22 protein-coding genes and 1 pseudogene are annotated in these 18,731 nt (G+C 42.4%); all 23 read right to left on the bottom strand.

What is annotated here, in order from left to right; all coding sequences use genetic code 11:
* Window positions 1-56 precede the first annotated feature (56 nt).
* On the bottom strand, window positions 57-1,523 hold the full coding sequence (gene galT / locus LRC_RS04125) for a UDP-glucose--hexose-1-phosphate uridylyltransferase (protein WP_014073258.1): 1,467 nt from the start codon (window positions 1,521-1,523) through the stop codon (window positions 57-59).
* Between the two features lie 27 nt (window positions 1,524-1,550).
* Window positions 1,551-2,717, bottom strand: a complete 1,167-nt coding sequence (locus tag LRC_RS04120) for a galactokinase (protein ID WP_014073257.1) — start codon at window positions 2,715-2,717, stop codon at window positions 1,551-1,553.
* Between the two features lie 83 nt (window positions 2,718-2,800).
* A complete protein-coding gene (locus LRC_RS04115) occupies window positions 2,801-3,079 on the bottom strand; it encodes a hypothetical protein (RefSeq protein WP_167317013.1) in 279 nt (92 codons plus the stop codon).
* A gap of 756 nt (window positions 3,080-3,835) precedes the next feature.
* Entirely contained in the window at window positions 3,836-4,039 is a 204-nt protein-coding gene (locus LRC_RS11560; protein WP_041819940.1) for a hypothetical protein, read from the bottom strand.
* 122 nt (window positions 4,040-4,161) lie between these two features.
* Complete coding sequence (locus tag LRC_RS04105) at window positions 4,162-4,362, bottom strand: CPCC family cysteine-rich protein (RefSeq protein ID WP_035171032.1); 201 nt, start codon at window positions 4,360-4,362, stop codon at window positions 4,162-4,164.
* A complete protein-coding gene (locus tag LRC_RS04100) occupies window positions 4,331-4,714 on the bottom strand; it encodes a hypothetical protein (protein ID WP_014073256.1) in 384 nt (127 codons plus the stop codon). The genes LRC_RS04105 and LRC_RS04100 overlap by 32 nt, the downstream gene beginning before the upstream one ends.
* 107 nt (window positions 4,715-4,821) lie before the next feature.
* Entirely contained in the window at window positions 4,822-5,025 is a 204-nt protein-coding gene (locus LRC_RS04095; protein WP_022281017.1) for a hypothetical protein, read from the bottom strand.
* Between the two features lie 191 nt (window positions 5,026-5,216).
* Window positions 5,217-5,423 (bottom strand): hypothetical protein, encoded by a 207-nt coding sequence (locus LRC_RS04090; RefSeq protein ID WP_014073255.1) that lies wholly within the window; start codon window positions 5,421-5,423, stop codon window positions 5,217-5,219.
* A 119-nt stretch (window positions 5,424-5,542) separates the two neighbouring features.
* Window positions 5,543-5,968 (bottom strand): annotated as a pseudogene (locus LRC_RS12265) (phage tail tape measure protein); the annotation flags it as partial.
* A gap of 268 nt (window positions 5,969-6,236) precedes the next feature.
* Entirely contained in the window at window positions 6,237-6,362 is a 126-nt protein-coding gene (locus tag LRC_RS12195; protein ID WP_022281020.1) for a transposase domain-containing protein, read from the bottom strand.
* Entirely contained in the window at window positions 6,334-6,507 is a 174-nt protein-coding gene (locus tag LRC_RS12190) for an IS66 family transposase (RefSeq protein ID WP_167317012.1), read from the bottom strand. The genes LRC_RS12195 and LRC_RS12190 overlap by 29 nt, the downstream gene beginning before the upstream one ends.
* A gap of 8 nt (window positions 6,508-6,515) precedes the next feature.
* A complete protein-coding gene (locus tag LRC_RS11555) occupies window positions 6,516-6,683 on the bottom strand; it encodes a hypothetical protein (protein ID WP_014073254.1) in 168 nt (55 codons plus the stop codon).
* 435 nt (window positions 6,684-7,118) lie between these two features.
* Window positions 7,119-7,856, bottom strand: a complete 738-nt coding sequence (locus LRC_RS04075) for a hypothetical protein (protein WP_041819939.1) — start codon at window positions 7,854-7,856, stop codon at window positions 7,119-7,121.
* Window positions 7,853-8,365 carry a Panacea domain-containing protein gene (locus tag LRC_RS10240; protein ID WP_014073253.1) on the bottom strand — a complete coding sequence of 171 codons (513 nt, stop codon included), beginning with the start codon at window positions 8,363-8,365 and terminating at the stop codon, window positions 7,853-7,855. Before LRC_RS10240 ends, LRC_RS04075 begins: the two co-directional genes overlap by 4 nt.
* Window positions 8,366-8,494: 129 nt before the next feature.
* On the bottom strand, window positions 8,495-9,718 hold the full coding sequence (locus LRC_RS04065; RefSeq protein WP_014073252.1) for a LysM peptidoglycan-binding domain-containing protein: 1,224 nt from the start codon (window positions 9,716-9,718) through the stop codon (window positions 8,495-8,497).
* Window positions 9,708-10,091, bottom strand: a complete 384-nt coding sequence (locus LRC_RS04060; protein WP_014073251.1) for a phage holin family protein — start codon at window positions 10,089-10,091, stop codon at window positions 9,708-9,710. Before LRC_RS04060 ends, LRC_RS04065 begins: the two co-directional genes overlap by 11 nt.
* A gap of 47 nt (window positions 10,092-10,138) precedes the next feature.
* On the bottom strand, window positions 10,139-10,384 hold the full coding sequence (locus LRC_RS04055) for a hypothetical protein (RefSeq protein ID WP_003698230.1): 246 nt from the start codon (window positions 10,382-10,384) through the stop codon (window positions 10,139-10,141).
* A gap of 2 nt (window positions 10,385-10,386) precedes the next feature.
* A complete protein-coding gene (locus tag LRC_RS11550; protein ID WP_014073250.1) occupies window positions 10,387-10,533 on the bottom strand; it encodes a hypothetical protein in 147 nt (48 codons plus the stop codon).
* On the bottom strand, window positions 10,533-10,847 hold the full coding sequence (locus LRC_RS04050; RefSeq protein ID WP_014073249.1) for a hypothetical protein: 315 nt from the start codon (window positions 10,845-10,847) through the stop codon (window positions 10,533-10,535). Before LRC_RS04050 ends, LRC_RS11550 begins: the two co-directional genes overlap by 1 nt.
* Window positions 10,848-10,863: 16 nt before the next feature.
* On the bottom strand, window positions 10,864-15,387 hold the full coding sequence (locus tag LRC_RS04045; protein ID WP_014073248.1) for a phage tail spike protein: 4,524 nt from the start codon (window positions 15,385-15,387) through the stop codon (window positions 10,864-10,866).
* The gene (locus LRC_RS04040; RefSeq protein ID WP_014073247.1) at window positions 15,384-16,124 is read right to left on the bottom strand and encodes a distal tail protein Dit; all 741 of its coding nucleotides are present in this window, start codon (window positions 16,122-16,124) and stop codon (window positions 15,384-15,386) included. Before LRC_RS04040 ends, LRC_RS04045 begins: the two co-directional genes overlap by 4 nt.
* A 13-nt stretch (window positions 16,125-16,137) precedes the next feature.
* Entirely contained in the window at window positions 16,138-18,345 is a 2,208-nt protein-coding gene (locus tag LRC_RS04035) for a phage tail protein (protein ID WP_014073246.1), read from the bottom strand.
* Window positions 18,335-18,715: a DUF5361 domain-containing protein gene (locus LRC_RS04030; protein ID WP_338034092.1), complete on the bottom strand. Its 381-nt coding sequence runs from the start codon at window positions 18,713-18,715 to the stop codon at window positions 18,335-18,337. Before LRC_RS04030 ends, LRC_RS04035 begins: the two co-directional genes overlap by 11 nt.
* Between the last annotated feature and the right edge of the window lie 16 nt (window positions 18,716-18,731).

Genomic DNA, 18,731 nt, shown 5'->3' with positions numbered 1-18,731 from the left:
TGATAAAAACAAGATCCCCACTGATTTTAAGATCAGTGAGGATCTTTAAATGAGAATTATTCTAATCCGACGTTTTCAACAAAACGCATAAAAGCTTCTTGACCCTGTTTGTTTCGTTTGTACACGCCCGCGTCTTCAAGAACTCTGGCAAAAACTCTTCCGGTTTCCTGATTAACGATTTCCGTAATATTTTCTGCAGTCGCTTCCGGATGATTCTGCTTGATTTCATCAGCCCAAACGCGATGATATTCTTTCATTTCGTTTGATGTTCCCAAAATATGCTTTCCGACTTCGGCAAGCTCGTCTTTGAGGCGCGGAGGCAAAATCGCCAGTCCCATGACCTCGATCAGGCCAATATTTTCTTTTTTGATGTGCTGCACGTCTTTATGCGGATGGAAAATTCCGTCCGGATATTCCTCTGACGTTTGATTGTCGCGCAAAACCAAATCAAGCTCGTAATTGCCGTTCTTCATTCTCGCAATCGGCGTAATCGTGTGATGCAAAACGTCACCATCAAATGCTTTGACGTTAACTTTTTCGTCACTGTATTTGCGCCAAGAATCTAAAATTTTGGCGGATAATGCCACTAATTCTGCTTTATCGGAACCATTCAGACGAATCACCGACATCGGCCACTTGACGATTCCGGCAGAAACGTTTTCAAATCCGGCAAATCTGAAACTTTTTTCAACAGGCGCTTCTTCCATTGCAAAAACGTGACGACCGCCCTGATAATGCTCATGAGTCAGAATAGATCCGCCGACAATCGGCAAGTCCGCATTGCTTCCGGCAAAATATCCAGGAAACTTTTCGACGATTTCCAAGAGATTGCTAAACGTTTCCTTGGAAATTACCATCGGCTCATGCTTGCCGTCAAGGAAAATGCAGTGTTCGTTAAAATAAGCGTACGGAGAATACTGAAAACCCCAGACTTCTTCACCCAAATTGAACCGAACGATTCGGTGATTCGTCCTTGCAGGATGATCAACGCGACCATAATACCCTTCATTTTCCATGCACAGCTGACACAAAGGATATCCTGACGGCGCGAGTTTTTTAGCCAACGCGATCTGTTTTGGATCCTTTTCCGGCTTGGAAAGGTTGATCGTAATTTCAAGATTGCCGTAGTCAGTCGGCGTCTTGAAATAGATATTTTTAGCAATTGCCTTCGTCTTGACGTAATCATTTGCTTTGCTGAGCTCGTAAAAATCAGCGATTGCTCGTTTTTTGTCCTGAGCATACATTTCATTAAAACGCTGATTCAAAACGCTTGGAATCGGCGTTATCAGATTCATCAGCTCGCATCCCAAAGAATCCTTTGAAGAAGACAAGTCATCAATTTTTTGATTCAAAACAGCCTGTTCGACCAAAGCATCCTTTACATCGATAATGCTTGCTTCCTGACACTCTTTCTCGCATTTGCCAACCAGATGCAAAACGTGATTATACAAATAATACTTATCAAGTTCAGTATAATCAGACTTATCAATTACTTGTTCAACAAATTTTCTAATCAAATCCATTTCAATTCACCGCACTTTTCACTCTGATTAATCAAGCACCTTTGTTCCGTCAGCAACTTCTGCAATGTAAAACGACGGCGCATACCCGATTTTTTCCTCATATACCTTGCCGACATTTTCTTTGAAATCTTCAACACAATCCTTATCAACGATTGTAATGCCGCATCCGCCAAAGCCTGCGCCGGTCATTCTTGCGCCAAGCACGCCCTTTTGCTTCCAGGCCTCATGTGCCAGCGTATCAAGTTCAACACCGGTTACTTCATAATCGTGTTCGAGTGAAACATGAGATGCGTTGATAAGCCGGCCAAAACGCTCAAGATCACCGGCTTCAAGGGCCTTTTCAGCCTTTAAAGTGCGTTGGTTTTCAAGCACGGCATGACGAGCGCGCTTCAAACGTGCTTCATCTTCAATCAGATAACAGTATTCGTCAAACGTTGACTCGTCAAGTTCACCCAAAGACTTGACATCAAGTTTTGTTTGAAGCTCTGCCAAGGCTTTCTCACATTCTGCGCGACGTTCATTATATTTGGAATCCGCAAGTTCACGACGCTTGTTCGTATTCATGATTACGATGACGTTGTTTTTCAAATCAAGCGGAACCGGCGTATATTCAAGCGTATTCGTATCAAGCAATAATGCTTTGCCTGCTTGACCCATTCCAATTGCAAACTGGTCCATGATGCCGGAATTTACGCCGATAAACTTGTTTTCAGTCTTTTGTCCAAGCTTTACGAGATCGATTCGCTCCGTATCAAGTTCAAAAAGTTCCTGACAGATGATGCCGATTAAAAGTTCAAGCGAGGAAGAAGAGGAAAGACCTGATCCGTTTGGAATATTGCCTTCAATAAAAATGTCCATTCCGGCATCAATGTCATAACCGTCTTCCTTCAAGAACTTGATCATGCCTTTTGCATAATTTGTCCAATTGTCTTTTTCATCATAAACAAGATTATTTAAATCGACTTCGATTATGCCCTTGTCTTCAAAATTGGCCGAATAAAAATTAAGCTTTCTGTCATCACGCTTCGAAGCTGCACCGTACGTTCCAAGCGTAATTGCGCAGGGAAAAACATGACCACCGTTATAATCCGTGTGTTCTCCGATCAAATTGATGCGACCCGGGGAAAAGAACGTCTTTTCCGGTTTTGCTCCAAAAACTTTTTCAAATTTTGTTTCTAATTCTGCCTTTTCCATAATTCATGCACCTCATTAAGTAAATACGTTATTTTCTACTCTTTCAGTTTACTATATTTTACTAAATTATGCAAGCGCTGTTTTTACTGATTTTTTATTTTTTTAGTAAAACTTGGATGTTCACCACTGTCTATAAATCCATCGAAAGCAAATCCCACTACTAGCGAAAATGAGTTCCTGCCGCCGCATTTCTCAAAAGCGGTTTTTGTTCCATGAAAATACGGTAAAGATAATCGTTCGAACAAAATTTTATCTTCGTTTAGCGATTTAACTTGCCTCAAATCATTTTCCTCATAAATTATCGTGCCGTCAACGACCAAACGTTTTTCCGTTCGCTGATAATATATTTTGCTGAAATACAAAACAGAGGCTTGGAAAAACTATGCCTCAAATTAAAACCCGGATGATTTGCATCTGCGTGACAATCGCCTACTACGGTGGAAACAGCCTGAGAAAGTCTGTCGGCAAATTTGACTGAGACCTTTGCGCGCCGATTTAGTAAGCACTGCATTTGGCAAAAAGAGTAATTTCCTGCGTGTCAAAATTGAAAAAATGCCGAACAAAGTCAGTCGCAAGTCGACCGCATTTATTCGGCATTCAATTTAACGCAAAAGGGAAACGGGACTTTTTTCCCGCCGCACAGAACCAAATCATGCTGTTTTCAGCATCTAAAAATTCTTAATTTTTTGCTGTTAATTGCTTAAAATAAGAGTTACAATGCATTTGACCTCTTGGAAGGATGAGGCACGGGTAATCCAGCGTTTACACTAAAGGGGCGAGAATGCCCCACTTCTCTAAGTGGGGGGATGAATCGCCTCTTTTGAAGCGCTCAGTGCTTCTTTTTTCTTGATTTATTTTAAATCAGATATAATTAGTGTATAAATTGTAATCAGAAAATCTAGTTTAATAATAAACGGGTATGGGACGTACCTTGGTAAAATAGCGGTGACCTCTACCAACTTAGTGAAGAACTAGACTGGCAAGTTTGCCGTGTTCCTGGAATCCCCAACTTCAAACCGTTAAAAAATGAAGTTTTAGGTTAAGTTGGGGTAGTTCAATCCATATCCTTCCGTACATAATATTAATGATGCATACATAGACAAGCGGTAAGCATCACGCTACCCTTGATTGTCGCGTATGCGTTTTTTGTTTTCTAAAAAAGGAGAACGGTTTTCGATTTTTAACGGAAAAACATTAAAACAGCCGCCTGCCAATCTCGAAAAAGGTGTAGGCGGTGTACCACTTACCGTTCCGTCGCGGAATGGAAGAATTGCCGATTGAGTAGGATCCTGATTGCCAAGCCGTTTTTCTTTTTCGACCATAACATTTTTCCTTTCAATCTGTAATCGCATGATAACCCTATCGCTGGAAGGTGTTAATCATTTTTTACTCCTATTTTTGGGTATAAAAAAGCACCCTAACCTATTTGTTTGTTAGTGTGCTTTTAATAAATTTCTAAGCCTTTAGCATAAGCCTCTTTAGCTTCTGCTAACGTCATTTTATTGGGACCACCATCAATATTTGTTTCACCTGTATTTTCCCAATTGCATTCACAGACGTCGAACAATTGAACTAGTCTTCCACAAACAGGGCAATGGATACATTCTTCTCCATCAACCATTATAATCTCTGTCGTAATTTTCATTGTAGTATTCTTCTCCTTTTTCTGGTCGCAGCATTGTATTGATTCTGATTTTACCACTAGTGGTGCAATTCCCGATAGCCATGATATTGTTCTTTTTATCATATCTTACTCTCCGACCTTCCTCGGTTTCGTAACCGACAGTAGCATCATCAACTGGTTGTGACAACAGACTTGCAGCAGCTTTCTGGTAATCTTCCTTGGTCATACTTTGTACAAATTCTTTAGCATGTTTCTCAAAATGCCCATTTAAAGATTTTTCGCTTGGAAACTTAGCTTCACTCCAAACGACACGGTCTTTTAACTCCTTGTATCTTTCAACGTCATTATACTTCAAATCTTGAAATTCATCCAACGAAATGGGTGATTTTTCTACCCCTAAAACATCAACGATTTTCCTGTATTCCAGAATATCGCTTTTCCTATGGTACTAAAAAAGCGAGTCTGTAAGGACTCGCAAAATTATTTGAACAACCAACCGATAAATGAAATAAATCCACCAATAGAGAAAATAATAAAAACAAAGAAAATACTACCAATGCCATCTATTATTTGACTAATAGACGGTACACCCAGCGCAACTAGGATGACTGCTACCACTGCACTTCCAAGGATATCGATAAACATTTTTTTGACTTCACCCTTTTGCGGCTTATATAATTTCATCTTTATCACTCACCTCAGTAGTTTTTTCATTATATCTATCGTTATTATACCATTTTCAAGGAGCTTTGCTTTCGCGGAAATTTCCGCATGAAAAAAGCGAGCCTTCAGAGACTCGCTTGATTTTTAGCTTACTTTTTCTAGTCGTTACACCTTCCCGCCGTTTCTGACGGGCTTGGCTCGGGATCAACATGTCATTTGAATAACCTATTTATAAACGAAATTACGCCGGAGACAGCAAGAAAAATGAATATTAATGCAAATTCAGCAGCTCTTTTAAAAATATCATCAATCGACGGTAAATCGCATATGTCCCAAATAAAGCCTGCGACTGAACCAATTACGCAGGCGACTACAAGAGCCACCATTGTCTTACCATCGCCCTTCTTCCACTTGTACATGCTATCACCTCCGTAAAAACGTTTATCATCTCGAGATTATTATATCATGATTTAGCCTTCCCCAAATTAACAAGGTTGTTTTGCAAAGCAATTTCTCGCTAAGCGGCCAGTTTTACCAAAGCCTTGTCCGCTTCCAAACCATTGTTTCTCAAAACGCCCATTGCACTTGCCGTTTCCGTCAAACTGAATCCGGTTTGATGTGCAGTTGATGAAAACGTAAGACATTCCTATGCCTAGAGACTGAAACGATGTTGATGTTACGTCAGATGAATATGCTAACGAATTGACCGCCTTTTTAGTTCTAGCCGTCATTTGTGTAGTATCCCGTTCTTGTTAACCGTCATTCCAAAGCCTTCAAAGATTTGCGACGCAATTTCAACAACATCAGAAAACTCATCACTTGAAGCAATCGAGCCTTGCAACTCAGTATTCATTGAACCTATTGCCTGCTTGCTTGTATATCCGCGTTTCACAAGTTCAAGATAAGCATCAGCAATGTCTTTTTGTGATTTGCCGTATTTTAAAGAGTATTTCTCACCATCAGCTTACATAATAGCAACTGCTTTAGCTTTCTGATTCTGATATTCACGAGATGTTTCACCAGACACTATAGCAGTTGCTTGAAGAAGTGCTTTCTCTTGCTACAACTGTATTCCTAAAGAGCCAGACTTTTTAGTTCAGCAACGGCTGCTTCGTGGTAAGCGGTCGTTAAAACAGCGGTATGTACACAAATAACCCGAGATAGTATCATTATCTCAGGTTATTGCGTATGCATCGTTTTTATTTTCTTATTTACGAGTTAAGATTGATGTTTCATGGGAGAAGATGGCGTAACCTTTCAGGATCAAATACCTCAATGTTGGTAATCTTCGTTAATACTTTTCTCAAGTATTTTTCAGGATCCAACTGATTAAGTTTGGCCGTGTATACCAGCGGCATTAGCCCTTGCGCCTTCAAAAGTTGATGAAAACAGCCAGTTTTTTCTCCCCATCACGCTCTCTTTGACAGCGCGCTCTGCGCTGTTGTTGGACAATTCAAAATATCCTTTTTCAAAGATGTTCAGAATATTCATTTCTTGGCCCAAGGCGTAGTTTAAAGATAGTTATTCAAATTTTTGAGAATCTCTCTCGAAGCTCCGTTGTAAATTCGGATTTCAACATCTTCTATAATAATTTTCGCAGCCATTTCACTGACCGATAGATATGTTTCTTTATGGCTTCGGTCAACAAGGTTGACTTCCACGACGTCATCCAATTTCATATTTAAACCTCCGATATACTTGATGTCTAAAGCATACTAAGATATCGGAGGTTTATGAAGAACGCTTATTTAATGACCGCTTACGGACAACAATTGGCCAACAACTTCACGATTTTTAACGAAAATTAACGCTAACTATAAAACAAAAACCCCGTCAAAACGGGGTTTAAGCAATTTAACGATAAATTTTGATACCGGTGATCGGGGTTATCATTGCTATAATACCGCCGCTTTTGACGACCGATTGCAACATCATTGCAACAACCGTTTCAATTGCAACAACAGCGCTTTTGACCGATTCTCAAAAAGAATTTTTATGCAACGTTTTGAATACAAGGCTCTGTCAAAATGCAGAGCCTTTATTTTTTTACACAAAAAACACCCTCACAAAAGTGAGGGTGAATAATTAATACATATTAACTTTAGTAGCCAAAGTTAAAGCACAACCATCCAAAAGCCAGAAATTATTAATATAGCTGATACTGAAATGACAACACGAGTGAAAGTGTCGTTCAAATCATATTTACTATTGCCTTCAAAAACTTTTTTCATACCTATAAAAAGCATCGATACCACTAAGTAAATCAAAAGAAGGTACGCTCCTGCTACAACCAGTACATAACCTATTGTCCTTATATTAGGATTGCTTACATTGCTCAAAAGGTTTCCAAAAACCTGGACAGATCCCATCAATGCAAATGACAAGGCTGTAAAGACCCCAAGAATACCAACGAACTCAGAATAAACTTTTTTAATTCTATCACTTGCTTCGTTAGATTCTTTCTTAGCGATTGCGGCTTCTTTTCTAGCCCCACTTGCAACTTTATCCATATAATCCCTTTGCTGACAACTCAACCTTACGTGACGTTCAAAACGCACAAGGTTATCAATTCTCTTAGAATCATCAATCCAATCAAAAGACTGAATCATATTTTCAAATACATTATCGTGATTGTTCTCAGATACTCCAAAAAATATTTTCAACGATTCAAATCTTAAATAATCCATATTATATATTTTATTGCTTATCTCAGGATAGTCTCTGCATTCTTTTCCAAATCTACTAAATTTTTCGAAAAAACATAATAACTCTTGTATATCAATTTCACCACTAACATGATAGATAATTTTATCAATGGCAGCATCTGTTAAGCTTTTCTTATCCTCTTTCAACTGGTTATCAATTCCTTTTGGTTATATTCATAACAACTTCGTATTTCATCCAAAGAATAATCGTCAGCCGAATGAGTATAAATATCACTCTTGTACATGTCCCAACTGTGATGCTCATGAGTTAATTCGACTAAACGCCATACCTGCATATCAAGTAAATGATCGATGAACTTTTTAATTTCTCGAAGTGCATCATCATCAAAATCATCAGGATTGATTTCATCCACTACAATCTTATCCTTCAAAATACTATAATATGCTATTTTATCTTCAATGGGAGCTGAGCCTAAATTCTTTAAGCTATCGTATACTACCTTTTCTACTGGACCGTATTTCCATTTCGAAAAATTACCGTCAATTATAGGCCCTCCGTAATATTTCAAACAATATCCTTGCAGGAAAAACATTACTTTTTGCAACTTAAGATTGGTAATAGACTTTTTTTCTTTATTTGCAATGTCAATTACAAAATTAGCAACGGCAATAGGGCTTTGACTAACTATTTCCATAAAATACACCTCCCCTGATAAAATCTTAACCGTATGCTATACAAAATTACAAGCCCTTTTTGACAATTTTATAAAAAATATCATTAATTTATTAAATTTACTTGTTGCGAAATTCAATATATTTAATTTTTAGTATGTTAAATTATCACCTAAATAAATTCTGTTAGGGTTGATGATACTATTTTTACGCGCCAGATAACCGACCGATACACCCAGTCTGCATGCGATGGCGCTCAGCGTGTCTCCGCGTTTAACTGTGTAGGCACATGTGGCAGTGGCAGTTCGTCCGCTGATGGTCAGACGGTCGCCCGGGTGGATAACAGTATAGATAGTCTTGCCGTTGCGCTGCGCCAACGCATACATAGACAGTCCATGCTTAGCCGCGATGCTCCACCACGAATCGCCAGGCTTAACAAGATAAGAGCTAGTATTGTTATTTTTAATTGGTTTTGCACCGTTTTTGATCGTGCCCTTAACTTTAATTTTTTGACCCGGATGAATAACGTTGTTAATCGACATGCCATTAAGCTGTGCCAACTGATACATGTCCATACCAAAACGATTTGCGATTGACCACCACGAATCACCGAACTTAATGGTATAGTAGCTCCCAGAAACAGTAACAGTTGGCTTAACCGCCACGTTGTTTTTAACATCTCCTTTAATAACAGAAACAAGTTCCACGTTTCCATCAGTACCATGCCAATTATCCGCAAATTGCCACATCGCTACATAGTTCATTGACGGGAAATAAGCAAAATCCGGAGCTAACTGTAATCCGGTTGTCTTATAGCTAGCAACCCACAGACACGTTCCAAACTGCTTACCAATACGCTCAATATCTACATATCTTTTCATATAATAGGCACCGCTATATAGTAGCGGTTTATACCCCGCGCTTTTAACGGCTGACATAAACTCAATAATTGCATCGGTATTGGCTGTTCTTGACATCGATGCACCCTGCTCGTAATCCAGCGCAATAGCAGCGCCCTGTTTTAACCCTGTCCTGTGCGCATCCGCTACTGCATAGCCGGCCATCTTTTGCGCCATCAATCTATCTGATCCAAACTGTCCCCAGAAGTAGCCTGCAACGTCCTGACCACTTTTTGACGCATTGGTCAACTGTGCCGAAGCTTTTGGATTTTGATAATGTTCTCCTTCAAAGCCGCCGGAACCGCCTAACTTGACAATGGTAAATTCAGACCCTAGCTGTTTACGTTGTAGCATGTAACCGAAATCACTCAATTGATAGCTAGATACGTCCTGACCTAATCGATTTGCCTGCACGTTTTGACCGCATAAAAAAAGCCCTGCACATACTGCAAAGCCTAGTATAATTTTATTTTTCATCGCTATCCCCCTTGTTGTACTCGTCTGATAGCTTGTAGATATACTTTTTAAGCCAAGTCGGGATTGGGATCCCCATTTGACCTAGATTCTCGATGATGGAAATTCCGTAAAAAAGAATATAGAAAATCAGAAGAGTATCGGCCATCCCGCTTGCTCCATAGATGTCACAGAACGGATATAGCATACATACGATCAACAACAAAGTCGAGTGCTTGATAAGTCCACCGATCCCCTTACTAGACGTTGTCTTTTTGTTGACCAGTGATTTGACGAACCCCGTCATGACGTCGATTAGAACTGCTAGGAAAAACGCGAAGAAAACAGGGTTATCAATCAGCGCCGACAGATGTTTAATGTATTCTATATGCAACATTTAATCACTCCTTTTTTTATCCTCCCACCCTCCCGCAGCTATAGTTATTATTCTGTTTCAGTTTCTGAGTAAACCTGGTCTTGCACAGCGTAAACAAATTCTCTGAACGAATTTGCATCATCTCTTACAGCTTTGGAATTTTTGCGATAAAGATCAACGTTGGCAATTGTTGTAACGATATCTTGACTCAACGCATCATTAGATGATACTTGCGCCGAAAAACGTGCCACCAATTCATCTCCTATTTTTGATTCTCCAGAAAGGTTGACTGTCTTCTGTTTTGTAAGTGCCATTGCTACTCCTCTTCTTTCTTTTGATTTGCTTCTGCTACCATTTGTTGCAATTTTTCATTTTCAACTGCCAAGTTAGCTAATTTGATATTAAGATTACCAATTTCAGCAGCAAGGTTGCTGATGATTTTTTGTAATTTTTCAGTATCCATTACTTATCCTCCTTATTTTCTGCGCCAATGATGTTAACTAATGACGGATCTACACCGTTTTGTTTGCAGAAGTCCTTTTGCTCTGCAATCGCGGCTGCCATAAATTCCTGTTGACGTTTCTCAATAACCTTATCATCTTGCTCAGGCAAAATAGCCCTGCCATCATCAGAATAACCGATTGGCTCTGATAACCCCATTGTTCTAACGACAGGTGTACTACCATCACCCGTTAAGTATGTTTGCATTTCAGCAATTTCGTCACCGTTAGCATTTTCGATTGTATCCGTAAGAATGATTGTTTTCTTCAAAGTCATATTATTTCCTCCTATTTTATAAATCGCGAACCTTGGACCCGGCAAACTCTCGGATTCCGCCTGAAGCAAAGGCAATCCCGGATGTTGGCGACGTCCGATTGGAAATCGCAGGTATCTTCCATTGCTGATACCAGTTGGACCACTGACACCACGTAAATCTCAGCTTGTTAGAAGCGCCACAGGAAATTTCCACATTTTCCATGTTCATAGTTCCCCACGGCTTTATGTCATCCCAACGAAACGCGATTCCTGATGATGATTTAGTATTTTCGTTGTAACCAACCTGTATAGATGGATAATAGTAGCCACTGTTACCCCAGCGTATGTTCCTGATATAGAAGGGATCCTTTCCTCCCGTATAAATTGTGCGTGCTTTGTCATTTTCCAATGTACACGTATCGTACCAGTGAAAGCCTGAGCCGAAACCTCCATAACCTGTCGCAGACCACTTCATCGAAGCGTTCCATTCATAACCGCCGTCAAAATTACCTTTAACAACCTTGCCAATCGAGATTTCATCCCCATTACCGCCGCTGCTACTTGGGCAGACTATCAATCCTAATCCGTTCAAATTAGTGTTTGCCGTATTTTGACTATAAACTAATCCACCCGTCCAACGATAATCGCCCGATTTTGGTTCTTGGCACTTAATACGATACCCTGTGCTGCCAAGATCAAATGTCCACTGATCCTTGTTGGCGGCTGTGCCGCCCTCAGCGTGTATTCCTGACCCGTCTAAGCTCATCCACGAATTGTTGCTACCTATCAGCTTTGCGATTTTAGCCGTCAGCGTACCGGTGGTGATTTTAGATGCATCAATGTTGATGACGTTGATTTTGGCTGCATCGATAGTGCCAGCCAGCATCATGTCGGCCGTAATACCAGATGCTTTGATTTTTTTTGCAAAAGTCGTCCCGTCAATCGCAACATCGCCATTCAGCAGGATATGCTTTGAATCAATCTTGACTGCCGCACTAGTCATGTCGAATTTCGAAATATCTGATCCACCGACTAGTTGGGCAACTTTTAATCCAATGCCATCTGATGACTGTTTGATTGACGTCATGTTTGACTGAGTGTAATCATCAAGCTTTTTAAAACTAGCATATGCTACATAACTTGCGCCACTTTTGCCATTCTTATCTTTAGTTGCTATGCATGGCAGAACTCGCGTGACATTATCCGGCACCGTTACGATGCCCTTTACCCATCCCCAGTGGTCTGGAGTGATAGTGGCACTTGGCCCCATCGCCCAGCGCCTTTTTCCACCTTGTTCATAGTGCAAATACGCGGCAACTGTAATGTTCAGCCCGTTATATACACTCTTCATATTGGGGCACAGTGCCTCAACGTAGAATTTAGTGCCCGGTTTGACAGGTATCCATGAGGTTCCATAGTATAAGTCACCACCGGTCGAGGAGTACACCCAGTTATAGAATCCGTTAACCGGCCCGCCTTTCTGAAGGGTTGCCGGCGTTTTAAAATCAGCACAGCGCCAATTCCCAACTGCCGAATCCTCAAAACTCTTCTTTCCGATAAGCTCACTGCTCGAATCCAGATTGTATTTCCACGCTTGTTGTTGGAAACCCGTTGCGTCTTGGATCCAGCTTGAGTTTTGATTAATCTTAATCAACTTTTTCCAATCATCAGTAGCCTTCAAGTCATTGATCGTCGAGTTCTTAAGCGCATTCTCTCTAGTTTGCGTTTCCGTTTTGGTATAAACCGACGATGATAAAGCATAAGTCCGCTTTACTTCGGCTTGATAAGCCGTGAGTGCATCGGCCTGAGTCTGTATGCGCTTGTTAATGTCCCCGTCCGACATGCACCAGTCGGTGGCTTTGTTGCCTTTTTCGAGTTTGACATGGCGGATGGCAACTTGGCCCACAAAATCACTTTTTATGAGGAACTGCACTAACACTTGCATAGGCGACTCTTTAGAAAAAGTGGCAACGCTAGAGGTTATAGCAGTTAGTCTTACCGCTTCCCCAACTTTTAGCAACTGCTCACCACTGGACGCGTAAGCTCTATAGTCTTTGCCACTCCGTATCATAAGCTCAGCAAGCGGTGTTCCGGACGTACAACTAAGCAGCTTGACATCCATGCTGAGGGTATATAATCCATCTGCTAGTGCATCAACAGGCATAAAGTATGCCCAGTTTGGGCGACCCGTTGAAGCTTTATCTTGTGTACAAATCGTCCATCCGTCCTTGGTTCCCCTGTGATTAAAATACACGTCACCCAAAAGGTTAGTGTCTCCCGAGCTGTCATCCAGTAAGTTTGTCCCCCCAATCTGCAACCCGTCAATCTTGCCGTTCAGCGATTTATACGCTTCTGTCGTACCATAGGCATCAGCAACTTTTTTGGCAAATCCGCTGCCGAAAGATCCAGTCGATGTGTTGTAGTCAAGCGCACTGATTAGATTGGTTGTTTGCTTTTTTGTTTGACTGGTTTCATTGCTGTAGGCAGATACTAACGTGTTCAAGTCACCGGTCGTACCATCCTTGCCAATCAGCTTTCTAATAGTAGTATCATAACCGGCTACTTTCATATCAATTCCGCTTGCCTTAACCACGCTGTTGGCGAAACTTGTCGAATTCATAGTCGTTTCAATAGTGTCAGCTTTGGTCTTTACAGACTTGACATCGCTTGCGAGCGTGTCAACTTTATCTGCCGTCTGTTTAAATTGTGTCCCTGTTACATATCCGTTCAGGTCAGTCTTATTGGCTTTTTGACCAAGTTCGGTTGACGTTTGTCGCTTAAACGTGTTGTACTCACTGTCATCGACTTTAGAATCAACGAGGGATTCAATACGATTATTTTCAGCTTTAACACTGATCAATCCGCCTTTCCCGTCGCTCAGTGCTGCTTCCAGAGCACCCGCTCGGGCCGATGCTGATGTAACTTTGCCATCGAGCGTGGCAAACGTGGCTTTAACACCATCGACATCGGTTTTAATTTCCCCGATTGCTTTGCCGTTTGCTTTAGCGGTCTTGGCAACGTCATCAACTTTAGCACGCGCTTCGCTTGCACTGTTATTTGCCTCTGTTGCGCTTTCAACCGCTCCATCAGCTGCACTTTTTGCCGCCCTCGCTGTTTCAGAAGCTTTATCAAGAGAGGTGGTCAGTGCTTGTTTTTCTGTCTGATAAGTTTCGTTTGGTACGTACTTGTCATCGATTTCTTTGAAATGCGCGTTGACGTCTTTGATAACCTGATTAACTTCTTTCTGCACATTATGCAGTTCGGCGGTTGATGTGATTAGCTCCCAGTTTCCGTTTTTGTACTGGTACATTTCAGTTTCGCCGTTGCCCAGATCTTTGTACCATAAATCACCTTCGACGGCATACAATGGTTGACTAGTGCCATAGAAGTTGGTGTTCTTGCCGTTTGCCGATTGCAGGGCAGACTGTGAATACTCTTTAGCTGATTGCACCGTATCTTGAACTGCGCTGATTGTTGACGTTATGCTGGCGGCTTGAAAATCATCCCCCAGTTCGATCGTGTTGTTCTGCGCATTGAGCAAATCGTGAGTGACCTTATATACACGCGTCAGGTACTCTATTTTTAAATCATGTCTGATAATTGCAACGGTATCGCCCAAATTTAAACTACCAACGTCTGTAACAGATGCTTTAAACGACACTTTAGGCCGCTTGAGTTCTTGCAGCTTATCGTATGTTGCCTTTATCAATAAATTTTTATCATCGATTTTGTCAAATTCGACAAAGCCGATTCGAGGTTTACCATCGGAAAAGCCATATACGGCCGTTGCGGACGGGTCTTCAAGATATTCTTGCCCAGCCGGTTTATCAAGCGGGTCCCCTGCAGATTTCTTCCATACAACGTCGGCAAAGGTAATTTTCCGACTGTATCCATCAGGACTTCCATCAGTACCTTCGCTGACTTGAACGCTCGAACCTCGACCAACCAATGCAGTTACCAGTTCATCGCTAGATTGTTCACGTGTTACGCTCAACAGTTTGTCGCCGTACTCAAACCGCCGCCCCGTCCTAGCTCCTTGTTGCTGATACAGGTTGACCATGCGCCTTTTGACCTGATTGTCAATCGGATCAAAAACAACGTCAAAAGTGACTTCAAGGTTAAACAAGTTGACCACGCTCTGCAGACTGGCTAACACGGTCGTGTAGTAAAAATTGGTTGTTTGCACGCCTGTGTCAGCAACGTAACCAACCGAATATCGTGTTTGTGCAAGAATTTGCTGCAGCATTTCCTTGGCAGTACGATTCTGTGGTCGCATGTCCTTGATGTATGAGTATGCGCCCAGTTCGTCATATGCCGATTCAACTGCAGTATAACTGACCTGATTGTCTTCTTGAGTTTCAGTCAGAATCTTAAAACACATATACGTTGTTGCACTTGGTCGTTGGAACAGTACGTACAGACAGTCATCACGCAATTTTTTAGCAACGGTAAACTTCAGACTGCCGGCCGTGTTGATCTGCTCTTCAAATGTTGCACTTAAAATATCTGATGATGATATGCCGATAACATCCTGTTTTTTGTTCAGCTGATACAAAATCACAATTTTTTCACCTCGAATCTGACCGTATATTCACCGCTTGAGTTAAACGTCAGTGCCGTATTCTTATCGATCGTAAAATCGGCAAAGTTGCTGTTAAGCGATACGCTCGACAATACGTTTGCACCATTGACGGTGCATGACAACGTTCTAAAATCAACCACTATCTTTTTGCCGACTGAAACTGACTGATTTAACGTAAACTGTTTGCCTTGATTGCTCGTCATCTGAAAAGTAGAGATGGCTGAACTAGGCGTAAATTCAACCGAAAGAGGGGTATTAGAAAATTCACTATCGTAATCGGCAAAAGCAACCGTTTTGCCAGTGCCTGTTTTTTGCCGTGCGATTGAATAGCAGTATGGGTCGCTCAACATCACTTCGATTGAACCTGTCGGGTGTAGCGTAGTATCGTCAAGCGTAACCGATGTCACTGTGCCCACATATTTATACAGTGGATCATCGGCAAATGAAACGACAGTATTCTTAGCTGCAGTAATTTGTTTGAGTTTACCCATCTTGGCCATCAAATCGGCTAGGCTGACAGATTTAAGGAAAAACTTAATCGTCAGCTTTTTTGACTCTAGACGTGAACTCAGATACTTGGCACCATCGCTGGCCAAATCCGTAGCAGTTACCGCACGGGTAAACCCGCCTCTGCCAGATACAGAAAGCGTGGTGAACCCATCTACGCTACTATCCAAGCATTGCCCATTATAGCTAAATGCCACCTGTGATCTCATCTAACCCCTCCTTCTAAAATTTGTAGTTGCGTTGGAACTGTGCTTTAGTCCCCTGTGCTTTGGAAATGTCATCAACAAATGCAGAAAAATCACTGTTTCCAAGCGTCAAATTGATTACAACAGGTGTAGCACCACCCGGGGCAGTACCTGTTTCAACGTTCCCGGAGGTAGCTAATGTAGCAACCGGATTGCACGTCAACGTGTCTGCGATAGTGCTGCTCATGCCTAAAACGGTTGATTTGACGTTTTCAAAACCGGAAACCAGTCCGCCGTTCAAACCGGACATGATTGCATTACCGGCCGGAATCAGCAGTTTTTTATCGTAACTGATAGGCCCCTTATGCCTCTTAATCCACTTGGCGATACCGCCGACAAAATGCTTGACGCTTCCCCAAGCTGATTTGAGACCGCTCAGAAGACCGTTCATGATAGCTGCACCGGCATGCCATAAATTGATGTTCCGCAATCCGTTAAATGCAGACCTAACACCACCCAAAACACCCTTGACGCCGCCAGACACGTTGGAGACGCCACGGCCGAATGCGCTAAATGCTGCCTTAGCGCCACTGACGGCTCCGCGTACACCGCCGGATACGCTGGAAACAACGCTGCCTAATCCATGCCATGCTCCTGATACTGCACTCCGCAAGGCATTACCGGCAGACTTCAAACTGTTCCATGCGATTTTCAAACCGTTGACTACACCCTTGACGCCTTCACCAGCGAGCTTTACACCATCCTTGATTCCGTTCCACGCAGTGCTGACAACGTTCTTCATCGTTTTAGCCGCACCGCCCAGACCACCGAACTGACCGACTAACTGACCAATAAACGAAGCAAGAGCTGTCAAAACCGGTGAAAATGCCTTAAAAGCTGCAACAACGACATTGACAATCGGCGTCAACACTTGAATGGCAACTTTAACAGCATTAACCGCAAACGTGATTGTGCTAAGAACGCCCTTGAAAACACCGCCAAGAAATGCACCCAGAACTTTAAAAGCCGGGGTCAGCGCTCCAGCGATTGTTTTAAGCAGCGGCTGGCATGCGTTCCATAAGCTGGTTACTGCTTTGATCAGCGGGCTGACTGCCGGCAATGCGACGCTCGCAAATGTTTCAAACCCTGCCTGAACTGCCGGAAGTACAGCAGAAGCCAGTGATTTCAAGCCGCTGAAATCAAGATTGTTTATACACGTCTTAATCGTGTTTATTACGGGCGTCAATGCCTGCTGAACTTTGCTAATGCTGCCCGAAACGCTGCCGAAATCTATTTCAATGCCAAGATTCGAAAACATCCCTTGAAGTCCCTTTTTCAGTTCCGGAATGGCAGCCTGTATAAATGTCGAAAGAGCACTCGGCAACGTCGAAATCAAGCGGCCTAGCATTGGTACAAAATTGCCAAAGAAGAATGTTGATGTAGTCTTCGCCAGCGCGTTCAATGACGGAGTTATGTCTAACTCGCCGTCAGATAGATTGCCAAGAACATCCTGAAACGAAGCCTTCATCGAGTTGAACGACCCCTGAAGCGTAGTTGATGCTTCCTTGGCCGTTGTACCTGTAATCTTAAGATGTTCCTGAACCGCATGGATTGCCTTGACAGTATCGCCAAAATCGCCGACAGTGTAGTGTTCCCCCGTCAGCTTTTCAGCGTCCTTCATCAGTCGTTCCATTTCGGATTTAGTACCACCGTAGCCGAGTTTCAAGTTATCCAACATTTCATAGTTGCCACGGGCAAGAGATTGATACGTTTCTTGAACTAGTTCCATGTCAGTGCCCATTTTATTCGCATTATCGCCCATGTCAGTCATTGCGGTATTGGCCAGTTTTGCGGCCTTTTTCGTGTTACCACCGCACGACGACACAAGGGACGCCGCAAAACTGGTTACGTTTTCCATGTATGAGTTAGCCGACACGCCAGTTGTCCGGTACGCTTCCTGCGCATACTGCTTAACCATACCCGCCGAGCTCTTGAAAAGCGTCTCTACACCACCGATTGACTGCTGCAGCTTGCCGCCTTCTTCAATCGAAGCTGCGATTGCCTTACCGATACCGGCAGCCGCAATTGCAGCTGTTGCAACCGCAGCTAATCTTTTACCGAGGTGCAGTCCACCAGTGGAGCCGGCTTCGTCAGCAGCAGGAACAACTTGATTTGTGATTCCGCCTGAAATTCCTTTGGCGGAAGGCACGATTTGCACATAAGCTTTGCCGAGCTCAATCGCCATCATCTTCCATCCCTTTCAAAATTCTGTTGCGCGTTTCTTCAAACTCCTTGCCGCTCGCAAACGATACATTTTCGGTTTCAGATTCTTGTGCGTTGCCTATCAGCAAATCCACTATGCTCGTTGGCCTGTTCTTGCCGGTTTGCGCATCCTCCGTTTTTTGCCAAATGAGAATGCTCAGCCTGTCAAGTATGCCGGCTTGTAACAGTGTGTTTAACGGCAATGTTGTATCGGCCATTGCCATTTTTATCCTAGAATCATCCCTCAGCCCATACGCAAAAACAGCTACCCGGTGCGCAGGTAGCTGTCTGTAATTGTAAATGCCGTACGTTTCAGCCAGGTCGCACGTCAAAGCATCTTCATCAGCGCTGATTGCGGCGGCAAGGAAA

This window comes from Ligilactobacillus ruminis ATCC 27782 (assembly GCF_000224985.1).
Lineage (GTDB): Bacteria > Bacillota > Bacilli > Lactobacillales > Lactobacillaceae > Ligilactobacillus > Ligilactobacillus ruminis.
The sequence above is the reverse complement of the archived record's forward strand: the minus strand, read 5'-3'. Positions and strand labels throughout refer to the sequence as shown.